The organism is Streptomyces sp. NPDC091292 (assembly GCF_044757265.1).
Taxonomy (GTDB): Bacteria; Actinomycetota; Actinomycetes; order Streptomycetales; family Streptomycetaceae; genus Streptomyces.
Genome location: NZ_JBIVUQ010000001.1, coordinates 1 through 23,450, shown reverse-complemented (window position 1 = coordinate 23,450; position 23,450 = coordinate 1). Strand labels below are relative to the sequence as shown.

Sequence of the window (23,450 nt, the reverse complement as noted above, 5' to 3'; positions counted from 1 at the left end):
CAGAGGCGGTCGGCGCCGGGAGGGGTACGGGTGTCCGACTTGTCTCGGGCCCGGCTCCGGCTCGCCTCCGGCTTGGCATTTCCGGACGGCGGGCGCACGGTGGCAGGAGAGAAGGGCTTCTCAGGGACATACAGGGGAAGACATCGGGGACATACGGGGAACGCGACGGGAGAAGAAGGCCATGCCAGCGAAGATCCTCATCGTGACCGGCGACGCGGCGGAGTCACTCGAAGTCCTCTATCCGTATCAGCGCCTGCGTGAGGAGGGCTACGACGTCGACATCGCCGCCCCCTCCCGCAAAACGCTGCGATTCGTCGTCCACGACTTCGAACCGGGATTCGACACCTACACCGAGAAGCCGGGTTACACCTGGCCCGCCGACCTGGCCTTCTCGGAGGTCGACCCCGGTCAGTACGTCGCCCTGGTCATCCCCGGCGGCCGGGCACCGGAGTATCTGCGGGGCGACGCGGAGCTGCGCAAGATCCTCAAGTCGTTCTTCGACGCGGACAAGCCGGTGGCCCAGATCTGCCACGGACCGCTGCTGACGGCGGCGATCGACACGCTCCGGGGCCGCCGCGTCACGGCCTACCCGGCCCTGGAACCCGACATGGAGCAGGCGGGCGCGGAGTTCCAGGACACGGAAGCGGTGGTCGACGGAGTCCTGGTCTCCTCCCGAGCCTGGCCCGACCACCCGGCCTGGATGAGGGAATTCCTGAAAATCCTCCGCACCACAGCCCCAGCCACCTGACCCACCCAACCACACGGCGCCACATCACCCCCGACCCCGTTGCGGGCAGACGCCCCACACGGCGCCACATCACCCCCGACCTGTTGTGGGCAGGCGTTCCGCACGGCGGAACGGGTGGGCACAACCCCATGCAACCGGCACCCCAAAGGAAACCGTCGAGTAACTACCCGGTCAGCTCACCGGCCAGGGCCACCGCCTCCGCCAAACTGTCCACCACCGGAACCCCCACCCCCTCAAGCGCCCCCCGACTATGGGACCCCCCGGTATAGAGCACGGCCCCCGCCCCCACCCCCACCGCGGCGACGGCGTCATCCACCGCATCCCCGATCACCACAATCCGCTCAACATCCACCCCACCCAACGCCCCCACATGCCGCACCATGTGCTCCACCTTGCTCCCCCCGGACGGCCCCGTCCGCCCATCCACCCGCACAAACCACGGCTCGATCCCGAACCCCCGCACCAACGGCACCAGTTCCTCATGCCCGTACATACTCAGCAGCGACTGACTGTGCCCGGCGTCCTGCCACCCCGTGAGCAGCGACTCGACCCCGTCCGTCAGCCCGCACCCCACCCGCGCCCGCGTGTAGTGCCGATGGAACACATCGTCCATGGCCTGCCACTCGGCGTCGGTCGGCAGCCGGCCCATCACCCGCTCGTAGAACCGGGGTATCGGCACGCAGTACAGCTCGCGATACTGCTCCAGCGTGATCGCCGCGAGCCCGATCTCCGCGAACGCGGCGTTCGTCGCGCCGACGACCGCGTCGATGTCGTGGAACAGCGTTCCGTTCCAGTCCCAGACGATGTGCGCTGCCTTTTTCCCCATGCCCGCAAAGGTACCGGCCACCACTGACAACGGGCCGCCCGCACACTGTTTCCGCAGGTCAGTCCCCGATCCCGAGCAGATGCGGGATCTCCTGGGTCGCGTACCAGAGCAGCTCGTGGTCCTCGGCGCCGTCCACCGTGAACTGCGCGTCGTCGTCGCCCTGGTCGGCGGCCCCGAGTGCGCTCGCCGCGGCGGACACATCGGGCTCGGCACCGTCGGCGTCGACGTGCACGGCGGCGGCCTTGGCGAGCGGTACGGCGTCGGCGATCCGGACCTCGCCGAGCGCACCGGGGTCGAGCCCGCGGTCGGGGTCGGCGACGGCGGCGCTGTCGGGCACGTCGAGGGCGACGACGACACGGCGGCGTACGGCACCGGGGTCGACGGCGAGCAGTCGCAGCGAGGCGACGGCGGCCCGGTTGAGAGCGGCGTACTCCAGCTCCTCGATGTCGTCCGAGACGTACCACTCCCGCAGGGCGGGCGTCACCGCGTACGCCGTGAGGGGGCCGGGGCCCAGTTCACCCGCTTTGTGCGCCTCTGCGAGACCGGGGAGGGTCAAGGGGACGTAGACGCGCATGGCTGGCCGCTTTCCTGGTCGGGGAGGGTGGGCCGAGGGTGCTCCGTCGGGAAGGTCCACTCCTGGGGAAGGTGCCCACAGGATACGTCCGGGAGTCCCCCTTCAGGGCCGCCTCCCCCACCCCGGCACCGTCACCCGGGCGCACCGGACCCCGGCCCCCACAGGCACATCCCGCCGCGCACGGCACCCCCTGATAGGTGAATCCCGCTCCCCGCACCTCCGCCACCCCGCCCCCTTGCACGGCACCCCCGCACCCCATGCAAGATCCACATCACAAGCTACTGCCCGGTATCTTCCATCGGGCCCGGATCGGGGGCGCCACCATGCACAAGGTCATGTCACGAAACCGCCCGACACCACCGAAGTCACCCACATCACCGGCACCACCATCACGGCCGACACGGCCATCACCACCGGCACGCCCGTCACCGACCGCCGGTGGCCCCCGCCGTCCCCCAGGCCGTCGCGACAGCCGCCGTCCGGGCGCCACCCCACCCCGCACCCCCACACCGGCACCGGCACCGGCACCGGCACCGGCAGTAGCCCCTCCGCACCACCGCCACGAACCCCGCCCCACCGACCTCTTCGCCGACCGCCTGCTCGCGGTGCTCAGCGGGCGCCGGCCCGTGCACTGGATACTGCGCCACACCGCCGGCAGCGCCTACGACGAGCTGGCACGGCTCGCGGAACACACCCCGCTGCGTACGCGCGGACCCGCGCCGGTCGTCCGCGACATCGGCTACTTCGTGCCCCGCCCCGACGCCATCGAGGCGTTCGCCCGGATCGCCGCGGGAGAACAGCTCCGCGCGATGGCGTTCCGCCTGGAACGCGGCGTCGACCAGCGCTGGCGCTGCACGGCCGTCGAACTCGGCGGCACCCGGATGCCCCCGACCCGGCACCACCGGGCACCCGGCTGACCGGGCACGGCAAAGGGCCGGACCCCCCGAGAGTCCGGCCCTTCACCTCGTACCTGTCACGGCGTACCGCACGCCTGCGGCACTACTTGCGGCGGCGACGCCCGCCCTTCTGCTGCTTGCGGCGCTCCGCGCGCGTGAGGCCGTCCGACTCGGAGCGGACCTCCTCGCCGCCGTTGTCGAAGTCGCCCTCGACGACACCGCCCTCGCCGTCGACCGTCGGCGCCGAGAAGTGCAGCCGGTCCGGCCGCTGCGGCGCGTCGAGCCCCTTGGCGCGGATCTCCGGACGCCCGCCACCCGCCGGAACGGCGTCCTGCGGGCCCTTCTGCAGGGACGTCGGCGCCGCGTCCTCGACCGGGACCTCCTCGACCTGCTGCTCGACCTGGACCTCCAGGTTGAACAGATAGCCGACGGACTCCTCCTTGATGCCGTCCATCATGGCCGTGAACATGTCGAAGCCCTCGCGCTGGTACTCGACCAGGGGGTCCTTCTGCGCCATGGCACGCAGACCGATGCCCTCCTGGAGGTAGTCCATCTCGTAGAGGTGCTCACGCCACTTGCGGTCCAGGACCGACAGGACGACCCGGCGCTCCAGCTCCCGCATGATCTCCGAGCCGAGCTGCTTCTCCCGCGCCTCGTACTGCTCGTGGATGTCGTCCTTGATGGACTCCGAGATGAACTCGGCTGTGAGGCCCGCGCGGTCGCCCGCGGCCTCCTCCAGCTCGTCGATGGTGACCTTCACCGGGTACAACTGCCGGAAGGCGCCCCACAGCCGATCGAGGTCCCACTCCTCCGCGAACCCCTCGGAGGTCTCCGCCTGGATGTACGCGTCGATGGTGTCGTCCATGAAGTGCTGCACCTGCTCGTGCAGGTCCTCGCCCTCCAGGACACGGCGCCGCTCGCCGTAGATGACCTCACGCTGCCGGTTGAGGACCTCGTCGTACTTGAGGACGTTCTTCCGGGTCTCGAAGTTCTGCTGCTCGACCTGCGACTGGGCCGACGCGATCGCGCGCGTGACCATCTTGTTCTCGATCGGGACGTCGTCCGGGACATTCGCCATCGACATCACACGCTCGACCATCTGCGCCTTGAACAGCCGCATCAGGTCGTCACCGAGCGAGAGATAGAACCGGGACTCGCCGGGGTCGCCCTGACGGCCGGAACGACCACGCAACTGGTTGTCGATACGCCGCGACTCATGCCGCTCCGTGCCCAGCACGTAGAGCCCGCCGAGGTCCTTGACCTCCTCGAACTCCGACTTCACGGCCGCCTCGGCACGCTCCAGCGCGGCGGGCAGCGCCGCGGCCCACTCCTCGACGTGCTCGACGGGGTCAAGGCCGCGCTGCCGCAGCTCCGCCTCGGCGAGGTCGTCCGGGTTGCCGCCGAGCTTGATGTCCGTACCACGGCCGGCCATGTTCGTGGCGACGGTCACGGCGCCCTTGCGGCCGGCCTGGGCGACGATCGTCGCCTCACGGTCGTGCTGCTTGGCGTTCAGCACCTCGTGCTGCACACCGCGCTTGGAGAGCTGCTGCGAGAGGTACTCGGACTTCTCGACCGAGGTGGTGCCGACGAGGATCGGCTGCCCCTTCTCGTGCTTCTCCGCGATGTCGTCCACGACGGCCGCGAACTTGGCGACCTCGGTGCGGTAGATCAGGTCGGACTGGTCCATGCGGATCATGGGCCGGTTCGTCGGGATCGGCACGACGCCCAGCTTGTAGATCTGATGGAACTCGGCGGCCTCCGTCATGGCCGTACCGGTCATACCGGACAGCTTGTCGTAGAGACGGAAGAAGTTCTGCAGGGTGATCGTCGCGAGCGTCTGGTTCTCGTCCTTGATGTCCACCCCTTCCTTCGCCTCGATCGCCTGGTGCATGCCCTCGTTGTAGCGGCGGCCCGCGAGGATACGGCCGGTGTGCTCGTCGACGATCATGACCTCGCCGTCGATGACGACGTAGTCCTTGTCCTTCTTGAACAGTTCCTTCGCCTTGATGGCGTTGTTCAGATAGCCCACGAGCGGGGTGTTCACCGACTCGTAGAGATTGTCGATGCCCAGCCAGTCCTCGACCTTGCTGACACCGGACTCGTGGATGGCGACCGTGCGCTTCTTCTCGTCCACCTCATAGTCACCGGTCTCCTCGATGCCCTTCAGAGGATTACCGGGCTCGCCCTTCTTCAGGCGGGTGACGAGCTTCGCGAAGTCGCTGTACCACTTCGTCGCCTGGTCGGCGGGGCCCGAGATGATCAGCGGCGTACGCGCCTCGTCCACGAGGATCGAGTCCACCTCGTCGACCACCGCGAAGTTGTGGCCGCGCTGCACCAGCTCGTCCTGCGACCACGCCATGTTGTCGCGCAGGTAGTCGAAGCCGAACTCGTTGTTCGTGCCGTACGTGATGTCGCACTGGTACTGCTCGCGGCGCTGCGCCGGCGTCATGTTCGCCAGGATGCAGCCCACGCTCAGGCCGAGGAACTTGTGGACCCGGCCCATCATCTCGGAGTCACGCTCGGCCAGATAGTCGTTCACCGTGATCAGGTGGACGCCCTTGTCGGACAGCGCGTTCAGATACGTGGGCAGCGTGCCCACCAGGGTCTTGCCCTCGCCCGTCTTCATCTCGGCGACATAGCCGAGGTGGAGGGCGGCGCCACCCATGATCTGGACGTCGTAGTGGCGCTGTCCCAGGACGCGCTTGGCGGCCTCACGGACGGTCGCGAACGCTTCGGGCAACAGGTCGTCGAGGCTCTCACCCTCCGCGAACCGCTCCTTGTACTCCTCGGTGAGGGCGCGCAGCTCGGCGTCGGAGAGGGACACGAAGTCCTCTTCGATGGAGTTGACCTGGTCCGCGATGCGGTGCAGCTTGCGCAGGATCTTGCCTTCGCCTGCACGCATGATCTTCTGGAGGACGGACACGGGGGTTGATCTCCTTGCCGGTCGGGCCTGGCACGGTCGGATTCCGTTGAGCAACGGCCATCGTATGCGAGGACCGCACCGCACCGGGAGGTGCGGCCACACGAGAGCCACCAGGACAACGGACGGGAGGCGCGGAAGGTGCCGCACCCCTGCACGAAATGTGACGGTGTGCTCACGCGCGCTTACCCGTAATGCGATGGCGTACGCCTACGCGCGCGAGCAGAATGCGGGCGATGGAGCCCCTCACACTGCGCACCGAACGCCTGCTGCTGCGCCCCTTCACGCCGGGCGACACCGACGAGGTCCTCGCCGCCTGCCAGGACCCCGACATCCAGCGCTGGACGACGATCCCGTCGCCCTACGCGCGCGGGGACGCCAAAGGCTTCACCGGCCGGATGGTCCCGGACGGCTGGCGCAACGACACCGAGTACACCTTCTCGGTGCGCCCACGCGAGGGCGGCCCGCTCCTCGCCGCCGCCAGCCTCCACCACCCCCGCTCCGGCGCCTGGGAGGTCGGCTACTGGACCGCCAAGGAACACCGCGGCCGGGGCTACACGACCGAGTTCGTCCTGGAGCTGGCCCGCTGGGCCTTCCGCGACCTGGCCTGTACACGCCTGGAATGGCGGGCCGAGGTCGGCAACGCGGGCTCCCGCGCGGTCGCCGAGAAGGCCGGTTTCACCGTCGAGGGCGTACTGCGCGCGGGCCTGCCGAACAAGGGCACCCTGCGCGACTGCTGGGTGGGCTCCCTCCTCCCGTCGGACCTGGACCTCCCGTCCCACGAGCCGTACCTGCCCGCACCGGGCTCGAAAGCGGGCATGGGTACGGGGGCGGGGCTGGGTACGGGGACGGGCCTGGCCACGGATGCCGGCCCACGTGCGGGCACCGGCACCGGCACCGGCGATGTCAGTGGCGCCCTCTATCGTTTCGAGGCATGACCACCGTGCCGCGCTCCGCCGTCGACCTCTCCGCCGATGAGGCCCGCCGCATCGCCCTGCGCGCCCAGGGATTCCTGGGCTCCCCCGACCGCAGGGGCGGCGTGCGCGGGGTGCTGCGGCACCTGGGCGCGGTCCAGCTCGACACCATCTCGGTCCTGGCCCGCTCCCACGAACTGATCCCGTACGCACGCCTGGGCGCCGTCGGCCGCACCACGGTGGACCAGGCGTACTGGACCCCGGGCACCGAGGGCGCCGCACCGCACGCCTTCGAGTACTGGTCCCATGCCGCATGCATCCTCCCCGTCGAGGAGTGGCCGCACTTCGCGTTCCGCCGCCGCGCCTACCGCGCGCGTCCGCACTGGAACCACGACCTGCCCGACGGCACCTACGAACAGGTGATCAAACAACTCCGCGCCGAAGGCCCCCTGACGGCGACGGAGTTGGGCGGCGCCAAGAACGGCGGCGAGTGGTGGGACTGGTCCGCCTCGAAGGTCGCCGTGGAGCGGGCGCTGATGTACGGCGAGGTGGTCTGCACGGAGCGCCGGGGCTGGAAGCGGGTCTACGACCTGGCGGAGCGCGCCATCCCGGACGACCTGCTCCACGACGAACTGAGCGACACCGAATGTCTGCGGCGCCTGATCCGGCTGGCGGGCCAGTCCCTGGGCGTCGGCACGCGCGCGGACATCGCCGACTACCACCGGGTGAAGGGCGAGCAGTTCGACGCGGTCGTCGCCGACTCCGGCCTGGTGCCGGTCCGGGTCGAGGGCTGGGACAAGCCCGCCTGGGCAGATCCGGCGGCCCTGGAAACCATCCCGCGCGGCCGGCACCGTACGACCCTGCTGTCCCCGTTCGACTCCCTCATCTGGGAGCGGGCCCGTACCGAGCGGATCTTCGGCTTCACCCACCGCCTGGAGGCGTACGTGCCCCGGCCGAAGCGGATACACGGGTACTACGCGATGCCGCTGCTGTCCGGCGGTCGGCTCCTGGGCCGCGTCGACCCCGCGCGCGACGGCCGGACGCTCGTGGCGAAACAGGTGTCCCTGGACTCGCCGAAGGCGGTGGCCCCGATGGCGCAGGCGCTGCGGGAAGCCGCGGAATGGGTGGGCTGCGACGCCGTACGCGTCGAGCGCGTCGACCACCCGGAGCTGGCCGCCCAACTGGTCACGGCGCTCGCCTGAACGGGGCGGTCACGGTGATCGCCGGAGGGCCGGAAGGCCGGACGGGACTACCTGATCTCCAGGATCTTCTCCCGCATCGCGTAGACCACGGCCTCCATCCTGGAGTGCAGTTGCAGCTTCTCCAGGATGTTGCGGACATGGTTCTTCACGGTGTTCTCGCTGATGAAGAGTTCCTTCGCGATGTCCCGGTTGTTCATCCCGGTGGCGACCAGCTTCAGCACCTCCAGCTCCCGGTCGGTGAGCCGGGGCGCGGGCACAAGCCTGCGCTCGTCGGTGCGCTGGATCATCGACTTGAACTCGGTGAGCAGCTTCGACGCCATCGACGGACTGATCTGCGACTGCCCGTCCGCGACGGCACGGATCGCGGTGGCCACCTCGTCCGTGGAGATCTCCTTGAGGAGATAGCCCGTGGCACCGGCCTTGATCGCGTCGTAGAGATCGGCTTCCTCGTCGCTGATCGTCAGCATGATGATCTTCGCGCTGGGGGCCACCTCCTTGATGGAGGTGCACGCCTCGATACCGCCGCGCTTGGGCATCCGGACATCCATCAGCACGATGTCGGGCAGCAGATCGGCCGCCTTGTCGACGGCCTCCGCCCCGTCGGCCGCCTCGCCGACGACCTGGATGTCCTCCTCGGCGGCGAGGACGATCTCCAGACCGCGGCGGAACAGCGCGTGGTCGTCCACCACGAGGACCCGGATGGGTTCCTTGCGGGGGGCGCCCAACGGGACCACGCCGACAGCGCCGTCGCCGGCGTCCTCGTCACGCATCGGTCCGAAGCTGTCCGCCATCGTTCCTCCCCCTGAAGGCCATGGCCCCTCTTCCGCGCCGCCGGTCGTCTCGCGCCAACCCGGGGCGGCAGCAACCCGGTTGGCGTGGCCGCCATGATTTCATGCCCGGACGTCGACGCGACCACCGTGACGTTCACCGGGGGGTCGCACGCGGGTGCCCCTGGGGGCGCACAGGCGCTCCAGGGGCACCGGTTCATGGTGCGAACGGGGCCTCTCAGCCGCCGAGTGCGCCGCCCGCGCCGGGCGGCGGCGCCTGAGCGACCATGGGGTCGGTCGTGAGGTGGATGACGCCGTAGTCATAGGCGTGGCGGCGATAGACCACGCTGGGTTCCTTCGTCTCGGAGTCGACGAAGAGATAAAAGTCGTGCCCGACCAGCTCCATCTCGTAGAGCGCCTGGTCGAGGCTCATGGGGGACGCGACATGGGTCTTCTCGCGTACGACAAGGGGGCCTTCGCCCTTGACCTCCAGCGGGCCCATCCTCAGGACCGGTACATCGCCGTCGGACTGGTCCTCCTTGGCGATCGAGCCGTCCCCGTTGAGACGCGCGGCGTCCGGAACCCGGTCGGCGACCTCGGCAGCGGAGATCCGCTGGGTGCCGCGGCGGGTGCGCCGCTTGTCGTGCTGCTTGCGCAGCCTTGCCTCAAGTTTGTCCGTCGCCAGATCGAGCGCCGCATACGGGTCACTGGCCGCGGCCTCCGCCCGGATCACCGGACCGCGGGAGCGGAGCGTGATCTCCACTCGGTCACAGCGGTCGGCCTGTCGCGGGTTGGGCTCCTTGGACACCTCCACGTCGAGGCTGATCACCTTGCCGTCGAGCTTCTGGATCTTCTCCAGCTTCAGCTTCTCGGCCACGTGCTTGCGGAACCGCTCGGGCACCTCGGTCTTGCGGCCCTTGACGACGATGTCCACGCAGAACTCCGTTCCCGGATAGCTCCGCTCGACCGGCGGAGCTTCTCCCTTTCGCACCAGACCCCGGTCACCCCGGAGCCTCGGACTCGGTGACTTTCACCTCCTCCTCCCCCGTGGACAAGATCTCCACCCCACCTTCCCGGGTGTTCGTGAAAATCCCGTCAACACTGCGGACAGGGCATCCCGATATACGAGGGTCGGCGTCCGCCATTCCTCACAACCGAACATATCTCGCCCGGCCTGACGCCGTCACCCTCTCTACTGCCTCACCTCTGTTCAGGTGAATTAAACCCCTCACTACCTGCAACGATGCAAGTTCTCAGTCAGTTCCGGTTTATATCGAAGGAATCCGGAGAGGCTGCGATCACGGCTGCACTGATCCTCATTTCGGTGCCCGCAGCACGTAATGCGCGGGCGCCCTCACTCAATGACGCCCCGGTGGTCATCAGATCGTCCACGAGCACGACATGACCGGGTACACGGAGACCACTTCGGAGAGTTAGCGGGTCTCTGTGAGTTCCGGAAGTTCGGGGAGTTCCGGGTTGTCCACGAGATCCGAGGTCTCCACGAGTTCCACGACCCCGGCTTCCGTCCCTACCACTCCCCCGGCCTTCGCCGCCCAGCGTTCCGGCGGCCAACAACCGTGCCCCTCCCGTCGGTACGTGCAACGCGCCCGCCATGTTCACGCGGCGCTCCCGGGAGTTGAGCCCGGCCTGGTCGGCAACGGGCCGCCGCTGGCGCAGCAACGGGATCACCCTCACCGAATGCCCGGCACCCCGCAGCACACGCGCGGCAGCGAGCGCGATCCGCCGCATGGGGTCGTGCCCACGCGCCCGAGTGGCACGCGGTGCCGAGGGGAGGGGGACGAGGATGAGCGGGGCGAAGATCCGGGGGGCGAGGCCGTGGGCGTGGGGGGCATCGGGGGCCCCACCCCCACCCCCTCCCCCACCCACCACTCCCCGCACCGCCCCCGCCAAGCTCTCGCCCAGCGGTCCCGCCAGTCCGAGCGCGCCGCGCTCCTTGTGCGCGAGCAGCAGCGCCCGTACCGCGTCCTGGTACGGCACCGCCGCGCACACCACCGGCAGCCCCCGTGGCGTGGGCGCCGGCCGCACCCGGCGCGGCCCGGCGCCGGTCAGCGCGGCCCGGCACTCGGCGCAGAGCATCGCCCGGGGTGCTCCGCAACCGCCGCACTCGGCCGGCAACACCAGATCGGCGAGGTCCTGCCACCACCTGCGCATACTCACCACTGTGCCCATGTGGACGGGATTCGGCCACCCCTGTGGACAAGGGCTGTGGACAACGGGCACGGGGTGCCGCGGGGGGTGCCCCTTTCGGGGGATCGCACCGCCGCCTAACCGGGATAGACCGGCGCCGTCCCCTTCGGAAGCACCGTCTGCCACGGCTCGCCGGGCGGCAGCCGCACGATGCCGTCGTCCGAGTGCGCGACCACCGGAAGCCGGTCGTCGTCGGATGCCGCTATCTCCCGTACGCCGGTCAGCCCCGGCAGGACAGGCGTCGTGGGTACCGAGCCGTCGCACTGCACATACCGGATCTGCTGCACCCCGCCGGCCTCGCGGCCGACCACGACGAGGCGGCTGCCGCCTGCCCAGGACATGGCGGTGACCTCCTCCATCTGCGGGGCGGCGGCACGCGCTTCGACGACGGCGACGTCCGTCGGCTTGCCCTGTTCGCCGGTACGTTCGACCCGGCCGACGCGGAGGGTCCGCTTTCCGTCCTCCTCGACGAGCAGCGCGATCCGTACGCCGTCGGCCGCGACCCGTACCGCCTCGATGCGGTTGCCTTCCAGACCGGGCGTCTTGACCTCGACGGGTTCGCCCGCGCCCTGGAGGAGCAGCAGCAGGCGCGGGTCCTTCGGGTTGCGGTCGGCCACCCACAGGTCGCCCTGACCGTCCCAACTGGGCGTGCTCAGCCGGTCCTTCTCCAGCGTCGCCTTGCTGCCCAGCACCGGGTCGCCGAGCGAGGCACCGGCGATGAGCGCGCTGACGAACAGCGACTTCCGGTCACTCGACACGCCCGCGGCGCGTCCCTCGTCCCGGGACACGGCGGCGGTACCGAGCGTCTGCGTACCGGCGCCGAGCGGTCCGGGAACGGGCTCCGGTTCGACGCCCGTGCCCTTGCCCGGCAGGCGCACCAGGCGCTGTTTGGCGTCCAGGAAGTACTGGGAGTCGGGGCGCCCCACGGACCGTTGCGGTGCGATGGCCTCGGCGGACTGGTCGCTGAGTACGCACAGTTGGGATCCGTCGGACCGCTGCAGCTCCACCTGGTCGACGCCGTTGGACGGCCAGTCCTGCAAGGTGAAGATCACCTGCGCGGCCATTTTGGTGCACTGCGCCTGCCCGACCCGGTCGGCCGCCGAATTCAACGGCACCTTCAGCACGTTGTGACTGTCGGGGGTGAGCGTGGTGGTGCCCGCCTTGAGCTGCGTACGGGACGGGAAGCTGGAACGGACGACCGGGTCGAGCCACCGGGTCGGGCCGGCCAGGAGCAGTTTCACCGACTGGGTGATCGGATCGATGCGCTGGCGGACGTACACGGGGTCGGCGACGAGCCCTTCCTGGCCTTCGCCGCCGGTGGAGGTGCCGACGGCGAAGTAGTACTTGTTGACGGGCTCGTAGATGCGGTGGAAGTCCGACTCGCCGAGGACGACTCCGGCGGGCGGCTGGTCGATGCGCCATTCCTTGCCGGGGCCGGTGTCGCGGGTGAGGTGGACGGCTTCGTTGTAGGTGCCCTGGGCGGGTTCGTAGGCGTGGCGGTCGTCCACGGTGGCGACGCGGCTTCCGCCGAGGGTGTAGACCCGGCCGCCGTCGCTGTCGTCGCCCGGCCGTTCCGAGGTCGCGTTGGGGCCGTCGGTGAGGACCGTGGTGGTCGACTCCGGGCGCCATTTCTTCGCGGCGTCGTCGGTCAGGTATTTGCGGGCCATGTCGAACTGCGGGTCGTCGCTGGTCAGCGCTTCGAGGAAGCCCTGGACGATCTCCGCGGGGTCGGCGTTCTCACGCGGCGGCATGGCGAACACACGTACCTGTGAGTCGGGTAGCTGGGATGCGTCCACACCGCGTACGTCGCCGTTGTCGGGCATGCCCGCGCACCCGGCGAGCAGCACCGCGCAGCAGCCGAGCACCACTCCGCCGCGCACCGTCCGCGTACGGCGGCCGTTGTCAGCGCCCACGCGATCCGTCCCCTCGCCCGCTCCCACTGTCGCTCCCCACGCTCCCCGCGCTCCCCGCCGTGCTCGGCCGTTTCCCGTACTCAGGGTCCCGCCCGCTCTCCCGCCCGTGCTCCGGCCCGTTCCGGCGCTCGTCCTCACGTACGCCCGCCCGCTCGTCCGCGCCCACGCCCTGATCCACCGGTCCGCCACCAGGCGCCCCCGCACCCGTACCCGTACTCATGCCCGCCCCCACCGCCGTACCGGCGCTCCCCCCGCGCGCCCCCACGCCCTGCGTCTGCGCCTGTGCGTCGGTGCCCGGCCTGGCCACGACCCGCGACCCGCTGCTCGGCAGCGCCGTCGGGTCCACGGTCGGGGCGGATCCGGCGGCCGTCAGCCGGGGTGCGACCGGCGTGCGCGCCGGTATCGGCGGCACCAGGTCCCCGCGCGCCCCGGCCGCCGGTGCCTGTGCCGGTACGGTCGCCAGTTTGCCGCCGCCGCCGAGCGGAAGCCCGGCGTCGCTGAGGCCGCGGTGGCGTCGCGAGTCCTCCGGTTCCAGGGGTATCGGTGAGCCGCGCAGCGGCTCGTCGGCCGTGCGGGGCAGGGTGAGCCGGAACTGTGAGCCGCCGCCCGGTTCGCCCCATGCCTGGAGCCAGCCGCCGTGCAGCCGCGCGTCCTCCAATGCGATGGACAGGCCGAGGCCGGTGCCGCCGGTGGTACGGGCGCGGGCCGGGTCGGCGCGCCAGAAGCGGCTGAAGACGCGGGTGGCCTCGCCGGGTTTCAGGCCGACGCCGTAGTCCCGTACGGCCACGGCGACGGCGCCGCCCGCCGACGCGAGCCGGACGATGACGTCCTTGCCCTCGCCGTGTTCGACGGCGTTGACGACGAGGTTGCGCAGCACGCGCTCCACGCGGCGTGCGTCGGCTTCGGCGACGACGGGCTGCTGGTTGCCGACGATCCGTATGTGGGTGCCTTTGCGCTCGGCGAGCGGTTCGGCGCCGCCGACGACCCTGCGGACGACTTCGCGGAGGTCTATCGCCTCGGCCTCCAGGGCCGCCGCGCCGGCGTCGAAGCGGCTGATCTCCAGCAGGTCGGCGAGCAGTGACTCGAAGCGGTCGAGCTGGTCGGCGAGCAGTTCCGCCGAGCGCGCCGTCACCGGATCGAAGTCGACGCGCGCCTCATGGATGACGTCGGCGGCCATCCGTACGGTCGTCAGCGGTGTCCGCAGTTCGTGCGAGACGTCCGACACGAAGCGGCGCTGCATGCGCGACAGCTCTTCGAGCTGCTGGATCTTGAGCTGGAGGTTCTGCGCCATCTTGTTGAACGCCTCGCCCAGGCGCGCGATGTCGTCCTCGCCGGTGACCTTCATCCGCTCCTGGAGCCGCCCGGCGGACAGCCGCTCGGCGATGCCGGCGGCCATGCGTACGGGGGTGACGACCTGGCGTACGACGAGCCAGGCGATGGCGCCGAGCAGGACGACGACGAAGAGCCCCGCGGTCGCCAGGGTGCCCTTGACGAGGCTGAGGGACTTCTCCTCCTGGGTGAGCGGGAAGAGGTAGTACAGCTCGTAGCGGTCGCTCGTCGGGCTGGTGAGCTGTCGGCCGATGACCAGGCCGGGCTGGGAGGGGCGGCCGTCGCTGTAGACGATGCGGGTGTAGCTCTGGGACGGGCCGGTGTTCTGGTCGACGCGGCTGCGCAGTGGCGCGGGGACGCTCGCGGACGCGTCGACGTATCCGGAGCCGCGCGGGGCCCGCGCGCTGCCCGAGCCGCCTTCGTCGGGGGAGCTGAGGGTGACCACGTTGAACGCGCCCTGGCCGCCGCTGGAGAGCGACTGCACCAGGTCGTTCAGCCACACGGCCGAGTTCTGCGCGATGCGCCCGTCGGCGGTGTTGCCGTCCTGTCCGGCGCGCTGGCCCTCGTCCTTGGCGGACGATTCGGCGACCTTGAAGCCGCCGACCGCCTGGCTCTGCGAGGCCTTTACCTTGGCGTCGAGGAGGCCGTTGCGGACCTGGCCGATGACGACGAAGCCGAGCAGCAGGACGACGCCGAGCGACATCAGCAGGGTCGTCGCGACGACCTTGAGCTGAATGTTGCGGCGCCACAGTCGCAAGGCGGGCAGCAGCGGGCGCCGCACCCAGCGGGTGAACAGCCGCAGCAGCGGACTGCTGCCCTGCACACCGCCCTGGAGCAGCGGCCCGCCGTCCAGGAAACGCGCCACCCGCGCGCGTGCCGTGCTCCGGCCGACAGGCCGCCCCGCGCGCGGCCCCGGCACCCCGGTCGCCGTGGCGGACGCGGCACTGTCGTCCCGGGGCATGTCAGCTCGGTCCGGCCTTGTAGCCGACGCCGCGCACGGTCACCACGATCTCGGGCCGCTCGGGGTCCTTCTCGACCTTGGACCGCAGCCGCTGTACGTGCACATTGACCAGGCGGGTGTCCGCCGCGTGCCGGTAGCCCCAGACCTGTTCGAGGAGGACCTCGCGGGTGAAGACCTGCCACGGCTTGCGGGCGAGCGCGACCAGCAGGTCGAACTCCAGCGGGGTGAGCGCGATCGACTGCCCGTCCCGCTTCACGGAGTGACCGGCCACGTCGATCACCAGATCACCGATCGCGAGCTGTTCCGGAGCGGGCTCCTCCGAGCGGCGCAGGCGGGCCCGGATCCGGGCCACCAGCTCCTTCGGCTTGAACGGCTTCACGATGTAGTCGTCGGCGCCGGACTCCAGGCCCACCACGACATCGACGGTGTCGCTCTTGGCCGTGAGCATCACGATCGGCACCCCGGACTCCGCCCTGATCAGGCGGCACACCTCGATACCGTCGCGGCCCGGCAGCATCAGATCGAGCAGCACCAGGTCGGGCTTGGCCTCCCGAAAGGCGGCCAGCGCCTTGTCGCCGTCCGCGACGAACGACGGCTCGAAACCTTCACCACGCAGCACAATGCCGAGCATCTCGGCCAGCGCCGTGTCGTCGTCGACGACAAGGACTCGTCCCTTCATAAACGACATCATCCCATTAGCTAATCGTTACCTGGCGTGACCTGGCACACAGCTCGCCCAGCGCCTCCGCTGTCACGGGCGATACGGCGCCTTCTTCGGTGACGATGGCGGTCACCAGCTCGGGTGGCGTCACATCGAACGCCGGGTTGTACGCCTGGGTTCCCAGGGGTGCCACCGGGGTCCCGCCCCCCGCTTCCGTCCCGGCCCCCGCCATCCGCGGGGCCGTGACCTCCGTCACCTCGTGTCCGGGCCGCTGTTCGACCTCGATGGACGCGCCGTCCGGGGTGTCCGGATCGACGGTCGTCACCGGCGCCACCACGATGAACGGCACATGGTGGTACCGGGCGAGGACGGCGAGCGGATAGCTCCCCACCTTGTTCGCCACCGAACCGTCGGCGGCGATCCGGTCGGCGCCTATCAGTACCGCGTCGACCTCGCCCGCCGCGAACAGGGACCCTGCGGCATTGTCCGTCAGCAGCGTGTACGCCATCCCTCTGCGGGCGGCTTCCCACGCCGTCAGCCGGGCGCCCTGGAGCAGGGGCCGTGTCTCGTCCACCCACAGCCGTCGCAGCCGCCCTTCCCGGTGCGCGGCCAGTGCCACCGCGAACGCCGTGCCCTCACCGCCCGAGACCAGTGCCCCGGTGTTGCAGTGTGTCAGGATCCGGTGATTCCCGCCGGGCAGCAACTCGTCGAGCAGTGCGAGACCGTGCCGGGCCATCCGCGTACTGGCCTCCGCGTCCTGCGCGTGCAGCTCCCGCGCCGCCGCGAGGGCCGCCGCTGCCGCCTGCTCCGCGTCGCCGCCCGCCTCGGCGCAGGCCCGGTACGCGGCGCGCGCCCTGCGCACCCCGAGGCCGAGGTTCACCGCGGTGGGCCGCGCGTCCGCGAGGGCGTTCGCCGCGTCGTCCACGTCGAATCCGCGCGCCGCCGCCAGCGCCACCCCGTACGCACCCGCGATCCCGAGCAGCGGCGCTCCCCGCACGGCGAGGGTGCGGATCGCCTGGACGAGGGCCGGCGCGTCCGTACAGACCAGCTCGGTTTCCTCGGCCGGGAGCCTGGTCTGGTCGAGAAGGACCACGACGGGGCCTTCGGGGGGGGTCGTCCCAGCGGATCGCCGGAGTCTCCGGTGGTCGTGCGTCCTCGCGCAAGCGCGCGTACTGATCACCCATCCGCCCAGTCTGCCCCGTACCCATGGGACAAAAGAAGGTGCGGATCCGCTGGGAGCACCGGGAGAGTACGGGGTCCGGCCCCCGGAACGCCGGGTCCGCACCCGGGTCCGCGCAGTGCACCCGGTCCACCCGGTCCCCTCGCGCGCGCAGCGTGGCACGATGGCAGCCAACCTGCCGCCGCGACCGCGGACCGGCACCGCGAAGGAGCGACGATGAACGACACTCCGGGCTGGGCCTCGCCCGGATCCGCCCCCTCCGACGGCCAGGAGCCTGGTACGCCCGGCCCCCACACGCCCTCGGACGGCTCGACGGATTCCACCGGACCCGACTCGAAGTGGTCGAAGGAGCAGCCCCCGGCCGCCCAGTGGTCCGCACCGGGCCCTCAAGCGCAGGGTCAGGATCAAGGCCAGGGCCAGGGCCAGGGCCAGGGCCAGGGCCAGGGCCAAGCTGCCGGTCCGGGCCAGGAAGCCGGACAGATTCCTGGTCAGGTACCGGGCCAGGCTCCGCCACCGCCCCCCGCGGGGCCGGGCTGGGGCGGCCAGGCACCGGGCGCCCCCGGCGGCGCCCCCGGCTGGGGCCAGGGCCCCGCAGGACCGGGCTGGGGCGGCCAGGGCCCGACCGGCCCCGGTGGCCCCGGTGGCCCCGGCTGGGGCGCCCCCGGCGGACCCGGCTGGAGCGGCCCTGGTGGCCCCGGAGGCCCCGGCTGGGGCGCCCCCGGCCCCACAGGCCCCGGCTACGGCTGGGGCGGCTGGCAGGGCCCACCCCCCGCCGCCAAGCCCGGCGTCATCCCGCTGCGCCCCCTCGGCGTCGGCGAGATCCTCGACGGCGCCGTGTCCACGATGCGTACGTACTGGCGCACCGTCCTCGGTATCTCGCTCACCGTCGCCGTGGTCACCCAGCTCGCCGTCGTCCTGCTCCAGGGACTCGTCCTCGACGACAGAAGCACCCGCGCCCTCGACGACCCGAGCGCCTCCCTCGACGAGCTGACCCGCGCCCTGGGCACCGCCCTGCTGACGTCCGGCCTCGTCCTGCTGGTCACCCTGCTCGGCACGATCGTCGCGACGGCCCTGCTCACGACGGTCATCAGCCGCGCGGTCATCGGCAAGGAGATCAGCGTCCAGGAGGCATGGCGCGGCGCCCGCCCGCAGCTCCTCGGACTCCTCGGCCTGACCCTGCTGCTGCCGCTGATCGCGGTGGCCGCCATCGGCGTCGGCACGGTGCCCGGCATCCTGATCGCCGTCGTCGGCAGCGCCGATGCCGGCGTCGCCCTGGCCGTGATCGGTGGCATCGCGGGTTTCGTCGTCGCGGTCTGGCTGACAGTCCGCTTCTCGCTGTCCTCGCCCGCGCTGATGCTGGAGAAGCAGGGCGTCGGCAGGGCGATGGGCCGCTCCGCGAAGCTGGTACGCGGCTCCTGGTGGCGCGTCTTCGGCATCCAGCTCCTCGCGGGGATCATCGCGAACGTCCTGGCGTCGATCATCGTCATCCCCTTCACCCTCATCGCGGGGATCGCGAGCGGCGACGGCTTCACCAGCTTCCTCGAAAGCACCACCGCCGCCTACGGCTGGACGTTCCTCATCATCAGCGGCATCGGCTCGGTCATCGCCTCGATGCTGACCTTCCCGATCAGCTCCGGAGTCTCGGTGCTGCTCTACATCGACCAGCGGATCCGCCGCGAGGGCCTCGACCTCGAACTCGCGCGCGCGGCGGGCCTCCCCGGCTACGGCTCCCAGGCGACCGGCGCCACTCCGGGGAGCTGACGGGGTGGGCATCACGGGGGGAACGGTCACGGCGGCACTGCTGCGGGCCCGCACCGGCGACGACGCGCCACCGGTGACGATCCCGCGCGACCCCGCGCGCGAGGCGGCCAAGGACGAACTGTCCAAGCCGATGTACCACGAGAACGACCCGAGCCTGCTCCAGCGCGCCCTGAACCGCTTCTGGGACTGGGTCGACCGCCTGTTCAACGCGGCGTCCGGCGCGGCCCCGGGCGGCACGCTCGGCCTGATCGTCATCGTGCTCGCGGTCGTGGCGCTCGTCCTCGCGCTGTGGTGGCGCCTGGGCACCCCGCGCCGCGCCCCCGTGTCGTCCGCGCCCCTCTTCGACGACCGCCCGCGCAGCGCCGCCGAACACCGCGCCGCCGCCGAAGCGCACGCCGCCCAGGGCCACTTCAACCAGGCCGTCCAGGAACGCATGCGCGCCGTCGTGCGCTCCCTGGAGGAACGGGCCCTGCTCGACCCGCGCCCCGGCCGCACCGCCGACGAGGCCGCCGCCGAAGCGGGCCGCCCCCTGCCGTCCCACGCGGACCGCCTGCGCGCGGCGGCACACGACTTCGACGACGTCACATACGGCGGACGCACCGCCGACAGCCACGCATACGCACGCCTCTCCGACCTGGACCGCGACCTGGACGCCACCAAACCGGTCCTCACCGGCCCGGCCTTCACCCGAGGGGCCGCCGAATGACCGAGGCCACCCTTCCCTCGGCCGAGGCCACCCTCCCGTCGACCTCGGCATCCCCCGGCGCCCGCCAGGTGTGGACACGCGCGCGGGGAGTGCTGTTCGCCGCTGTGATCCTCCTCGCCGCGGCCGTCGTCATCGCCACGGTCCGCTCCGGCGCGCAGCACGGCCGCCTCGACCCGCGCTCCGCCGACCCGTCCGGCAGCCGCGCCGTCAGCGAACTCCTCGCCGACCGGGGCGTGTCCACGCGCGTGGTGACCACCAGCGCCGAAGCCGCCCAGGCCGCTGGCGCCGACACCACCCTCCTGGTCGCCGTGCCCGACCTGCTCACCGCCGACCAGCAGTCCAAGCTCCGCTCCGCGACCGAACGGTCCGGCGGCCGGACCGTCCTGGTCGCCCCCAGCGCGCTCTCCGTCGGCACACTCGCCCCCGGCGTCTCGGCGGACCCCGTCCCGAGCTACGACTCGACGCTCACCCCGGACTGCGCCCTGCCCGACGCGCGCCGCGCGGGCGACGCGGACACCGGGGGCCACCGCTACGACACCACCGTGCCCGGCGCCAACTCCTGCTACCCGAGCGACAACCTGCCCACGCTGGTCCGGATCCCGGCCACCGGCGGACACGACGGCGACACCGTCGTCCTCGGCTCCCCCGACTCGCTGTACAACGACCGTCTCGACCAGCACGGCAACGCCTCGCTCGCCCTGCAACTCCTCGGCTCCCGCCCTCATCTGGTCTGGTACCTCCCCTCGCTCTCCGACGACACGGCCGGCGGCGACCGCAGCTTCTTCGACCTGATCCCGTCCGGCTGGCTCTGGGGCACCCTGCAACTCGCCTTCGCCTGCGTACTCGCCGCCTTCTGGCGGGCACGCCGACTGGGCCCCCTGGTGCCCGAACGTCTCCCCGTCGCGATCCGCGCCTCCGAGTCCGTCGAAGGCCGCGCCCGCCTCTACCGCAAGGCCAACGCGCGCGAACGCGCCGCCTCCGCTCTTCGCTCCGCGACCCGCACCCGGCTCGCCCCCCTCGTCGGTGTCTCCCCCGCCCAGGCCCACGCGCCCGAGTCCCTGATCCCCGCACTCACCGCCCGGCTCCGCACGCCGGGCGGCGACCTGCACCCGCTCCTCTTCGGGCCGCCGCCGGGCGACGACGCGGCCCTGATCGCCCTCGCCGACCAACTCGACGCCCTCGAAAGAGAGGTACGCACTTCATGATGGACCCGACCACTGACAATGCCGGTACCACCGGGGATTCCCGCAGCTCACGGGCCTCTTTGGAGGCTCTGCGCGCGGAGATCGCCAAGGCCGTGGTCGGTCAGGACCCCGCCGTCACGGGCCTCGTCGTCGCGCTCCTGTGCCGAGGCCACGTCCTCCTCGAAGGCGTCCCCGGCGTCGCGAAGACCCTGCTCGTCCGCGCCCTCGCCGCGTCCCTCGAACTCGACACCAAGCGCGTCCAGTTCACCCCCGACCTGATGCCCAGCGACATCACGGGCTCCCTCGTCTACGACACCCGCACGGCCGAGTTCTCCTTCCAGCCCGGCCCGGTCTTCACCAACCTCCTCCTCGCGGACGAGATCAACCGCACCCCTCCGAAGACCCAGTCGTCCCTCCTCGAAGCGATGGAGGAGCGACAGGTCACGGTCGACGGCACCCCCCGCCCGCTCCCCGAGCCGTTCCTCGTCGCCGCGACACAGAACCCCGTCGAGTACGAGGGCACCTACCCGCTCCCCGAAGCCCAACTGGACCGTTTCCTCCTCAAACTGACGGTCCCTCTGCCCACCCGCCAGGATGAGATAAACGTCCTGACGCGCCACGCGGACGGCTTCAACCCACGCGACCTGCGCGCCGCCGGCATACGCCCCGTCGCGGGCCCCGGCGACCTGGAGGCCGCCCGCGCGGCCGTCGCCAAGACGTCCGTCTCGCCCGAGATCACCGGCTACGTCGTCGACATCTGCCGCGCCACCCGCGAATCGCCGTCCCTCACACTCGGCGTCTCCCCGCGCGGCGCGACGGCCCTGCTGTCGACCGCGCGCGCGTGGGCATGGCTCACAGGCCGCGACTACGTCATCCCTGACGACGTGAAAGCGCTCGCGCTGCCCACACTCCGCCACCGCGTCCAGCTCCGCCCCGAAGCGGAGATGGAGGGCGTCACGGCCGATTCCGTCATCAACGCGATCCTCGCCCACGTCCCCGTACCCCGCTGAGCCGAGGATCCATGGCACTCACCGGACGCGCCGCCCTCGTGGCGGCCATCGGCACCCTCCCCGTGGGCCTCTGGGACCCCAGTTGGTCAGGCATCCTCGCCGTCAATGTCCCGCTGGCCCTGGCGTGCGCCTGCGACTTCGCACTCGCCGCCCCCGTACGCCGCCTGGGCCTGACCCGCACCGGCGACACCTCGGTACGCCTCGGAGATCCCGCCGAGGTCACCCTGACGGTCACCAACCCCACCCGCCGCCCGCTGCGCGCCCAGCTGCGCGACGGATGGCCACCGAGCACCTGGCAGCCCGGCACCGAGGTCGAGGCGTCCCGGCACGCCCTGAGGGTCCCGCCGGGCGAACGCCGTCGCGTCACGACCCGCCTGCGCCCGACCCGCCGCGGCGACCGCCAGGCCGACCGCGTCACGATCCGCTCATCCGGCCCTCTGGGCCTGTTCAACCGCCAGGGCACCCATAAGGTGCCGTGGACGGTGCGTGTCCTTCCGCCGTTCCACAGCCGTAAACATCTCCCGTCGAAGCTGGCCCGTCTCCGTGAACTCGACGGCCGTACCAGCGTCCTGACCCGCGGCGAGGGCACCGAGTTCGACAGCCTCCGCGAGTACGTCCCCGGCGACGACACCCGTTCCATCGACTGGCGCGCCACGGCCCGCCACTCCACGGTCGCCGTCCGCACCTGGCGCCCGGAACGCGACCGCCGCATCCTGATCGTCCTCGACACGGGCCGCACCTCAGCCGGCCGCGTCGGCGACGCCCCCCGTCTCGACGCCTCCATGGACGCGGCCCTGCTCCTCGCCGCCCTCGCATCCCGCGCGGGCGACCGCGTCGACCTCCTGGCGTACGACCGCCGGGTACGGGCCCTGGTCCAGGGCCGCGCCGCGGGCGAGGTCCTTCCGGCACTGGTCAACGCGATGGCCCCGCTCGAACCCGAACTGATCGAGACGGATGCCCGAGGACTCACAGCGACAGCCCTCCGCACCGCCGCCCGACGCTCCCTGATCGTCCTCCTGACCAGCCTCGACGCGGCCCCCATCGAGGAGGGCCTGCTCCCGGTCCTGAGCCGCCTCACACAGCGACACACCGTCCTGGTAGCGGCCGTCGCGGACCCTCACATCGAAGCCATGGCGTCCGCCCGGGGAAACACGGACGCGGTGTACGAGGCTGCCGCAGCGGCACAGGCCCAGTCGGAACGCCGTCGCACCGCGGAACAACTGACCCGCCACGGCGTCACCGTCGTCGACGCCACTCCCTCGAACCTGGCCCCAGCACTGGCAGACGCCTATCTATCCCTCAAAGCAGCCGGCCGCCTCTGAAAAGGCGGCCGGGAAAGGCCCGAAGGCCTGAAGGCCCGTAAAACGAAAAAGCCCCCGCACCTGAGGTGCGGGGGCTTTCCCCTAAAAATAGTTCGGCGGTGTCCTACTCTCCCACAGGGTCCCCCCTGCAGTACCATCGGCGCTGTGAGGCTTAGCTTCCGGGTTCGGAATGTAACCGGGCGTTTCCCTCACGCTATGACCACCGAAACACTATGAAACAGTCAACCGGAGCCGTGGCACATGGCTACAACGGTTGTTCGTGGTTTCAGAACCAACACAGTGGACGCGAGCAACTGAGGACAAGCCCTCGGCCTATTAGTACCAGTCACCTCCACCCCTTACAGGGCTTCCAGATCTGGCCTATCAAC

Annotated in this window: 18 protein-coding genes, 1 rRNA gene and 1 pseudogene; 9 read left to right on the top strand and 11 right to left on the bottom strand. The window is 71.1% G+C overall.

The genetic code is table 11. From position 1 onward, the window contains the following. The first annotated feature begins 181 nt into the window (after positions 1-181). Positions 182-748: a DJ-1/PfpI family protein gene (locus ACIQNU_RS00100; RefSeq protein ID WP_401358979.1), complete on the top strand. Its 567-nt coding sequence runs from the start codon at positions 182-184 to the stop codon at positions 746-748. 163 nt (positions 749-911) lie between these two features. Here the strand turns inward: ACIQNU_RS00100 and ACIQNU_RS00095 are convergent, their stop codons facing one another. Together ACIQNU_RS00095 and ACIQNU_RS00090 are read right to left on the bottom strand one after the other, a co-directional pair. After that, the gene (locus tag ACIQNU_RS00095; RefSeq protein WP_401358977.1) at positions 912-1,574 is read right to left on the bottom strand and encodes an HAD family hydrolase; all 663 of its coding nucleotides are present in this window, start codon (positions 1,572-1,574) and stop codon (positions 912-914) included. 58 nt (positions 1,575-1,632) lie between these two features. Next, on the bottom strand, positions 1,633-2,148 hold the full coding sequence (locus tag ACIQNU_RS00090; RefSeq protein WP_401358974.1) for a DUF6912 family protein: 516 nt from the start codon (positions 2,146-2,148) through the stop codon (positions 1,633-1,635). Positions 2,149-2,471: 323 nt separating this feature from the next. Here ACIQNU_RS00090 and ACIQNU_RS00085 point away from each other — a divergent pair, with 323 nt between their 5' ends. After that, entirely contained in the window at positions 2,472-3,065 is a 594-nt protein-coding gene (locus ACIQNU_RS00085; protein ID WP_401358971.1) for an Rv3235 family protein, read from the top strand. Between the two features lie 82 nt (positions 3,066-3,147). On the opposite strand, the gene secA is transcribed toward ACIQNU_RS00085, so the two are convergent. Continuing rightward, entirely contained in the window at positions 3,148-5,967 is a 2,820-nt protein-coding gene (gene secA / locus ACIQNU_RS00080; RefSeq protein WP_401358969.1) for a preprotein translocase subunit SecA, read from the bottom strand. 233 nt (positions 5,968-6,200) lie between these two features. On the opposite strand from secA, the gene ACIQNU_RS00075 reads away from it, so the two are divergent. Next, positions 6,201-6,902, top strand: a complete 702-nt coding sequence (locus ACIQNU_RS00075) for a GNAT family N-acetyltransferase (RefSeq protein WP_401358967.1) — start codon at positions 6,201-6,203, stop codon at positions 6,900-6,902. Continuing rightward, positions 6,899-8,080 (top strand): winged helix-turn-helix domain-containing protein, encoded by a 1,182-nt coding sequence (locus ACIQNU_RS00070; RefSeq protein WP_401358965.1) that lies wholly within the window; start codon positions 6,899-6,901, stop codon positions 8,078-8,080. Before ACIQNU_RS00075 ends, ACIQNU_RS00070 begins: the two co-directional genes overlap by 4 nt. A gap of 47 nt (positions 8,081-8,127) precedes the next feature. Here ACIQNU_RS00070 and ACIQNU_RS00065 read toward each other — a convergent pair whose 3' ends face one another. From ACIQNU_RS00065 to mtnA, 7 genes and pseudogenes are all read right to left on the bottom strand, one after another. After that, positions 8,128-8,871 (bottom strand): response regulator, encoded by a 744-nt coding sequence (locus ACIQNU_RS00065; protein WP_401358962.1) that lies wholly within the window; start codon positions 8,869-8,871, stop codon positions 8,128-8,130. A gap of 214 nt (positions 8,872-9,085) precedes the next feature. Next, positions 9,086-9,781, bottom strand: coding sequence for a ribosome hibernation-promoting factor, HPF/YfiA family (gene hpf / locus ACIQNU_RS00060; protein WP_401362304.1), 696 nt, complete (start codon positions 9,779-9,781; stop codon positions 9,086-9,088). 323 nt (positions 9,782-10,104) lie between these two features. Continuing rightward, on the bottom strand, positions 10,105-11,019 hold the full coding sequence (locus tag ACIQNU_RS00055; protein WP_401362301.1) for a ComF family protein: 915 nt from the start codon (positions 11,017-11,019) through the stop codon (positions 10,105-10,107). A gap of 113 nt (positions 11,020-11,132) precedes the next feature. Further along, positions 11,133-12,968, bottom strand: a complete 1,836-nt coding sequence (locus ACIQNU_RS00050; protein ID WP_401358960.1) for an LpqB family beta-propeller domain-containing protein — start codon at positions 12,966-12,968, stop codon at positions 11,133-11,135. Next, positions 12,958-15,258 (bottom strand): MtrAB system histidine kinase MtrB, encoded by a 2,301-nt coding sequence (gene mtrB, locus ACIQNU_RS00045; RefSeq protein ID WP_401358957.1) that lies wholly within the window; start codon positions 15,256-15,258, stop codon positions 12,958-12,960. The genes ACIQNU_RS00050 and mtrB overlap by 11 nt, the downstream gene beginning before the upstream one ends. 1 nt (position 15,259) lies before the next feature. Continuing rightward, positions 15,260-15,949 carry a two-component system response regulator MtrA gene (gene mtrA, locus ACIQNU_RS00040; protein WP_187283109.1) on the bottom strand — a complete coding sequence of 230 codons (690 nt, stop codon included), beginning with the start codon at positions 15,947-15,949 and terminating at the stop codon, positions 15,260-15,262. A gap of 4 nt (positions 15,950-15,953) precedes the next feature. Then, positions 15,954-17,103: pseudogene (mtnA, locus tag ACIQNU_RS00035) on the bottom strand (S-methyl-5-thioribose-1-phosphate isomerase). 212 nt (positions 17,104-17,315) lie between these two features. Between mtnA and ACIQNU_RS00030 the strand changes: the two are divergent. Genes ACIQNU_RS00030 through ACIQNU_RS00010 form a run of 5 tightly spaced genes read left to right on the top strand, consistent with a single transcriptional unit; the run spans position 17,316 to position 23,082 of the window. After that, entirely contained in the window at positions 17,316-18,860 is a 1,545-nt protein-coding gene (locus tag ACIQNU_RS00030; RefSeq protein WP_401358954.1) for a glycerophosphoryl diester phosphodiesterase membrane domain-containing protein, read from the top strand. Positions 18,861-18,864: 4 nt separating this feature from the next. Then, entirely contained in the window at positions 18,865-19,566 is a 702-nt protein-coding gene (locus ACIQNU_RS00025) for a DUF4129 domain-containing protein (protein ID WP_401358952.1), read from the top strand. Next, positions 19,563-20,771, top strand: coding sequence for a DUF4350 domain-containing protein (locus ACIQNU_RS00020; RefSeq protein WP_401358949.1), 1,209 nt, complete (start codon positions 19,563-19,565; stop codon positions 20,769-20,771). Before ACIQNU_RS00025 ends, ACIQNU_RS00020 begins: the two co-directional genes overlap by 4 nt. Continuing rightward, the gene (locus ACIQNU_RS00015) at positions 20,771-21,760 is read left to right on the top strand and encodes an AAA family ATPase (RefSeq protein WP_401362298.1); all 990 of its coding nucleotides are present in this window, start codon (positions 20,771-20,773) and stop codon (positions 21,758-21,760) included. The genes ACIQNU_RS00020 and ACIQNU_RS00015 overlap by 1 nt, the downstream gene beginning before the upstream one ends. Before the next feature lie 11 nt (positions 21,761-21,771). Beyond that, positions 21,772-23,082: a DUF58 domain-containing protein gene (locus ACIQNU_RS00010; protein ID WP_401358947.1), complete on the top strand. Its 1,311-nt coding sequence runs from the start codon at positions 21,772-21,774 to the stop codon at positions 23,080-23,082. 90 nt (positions 23,083-23,172) lie between these two features. Here the strand turns inward: ACIQNU_RS00010 and rrf are convergent. Next, positions 23,173-23,289: ribosomal RNA gene (gene rrf, locus ACIQNU_RS00005) — 5S ribosomal RNA — on the bottom strand. Between the last annotated feature and the right edge of the window lie 161 nt (positions 23,290-23,450).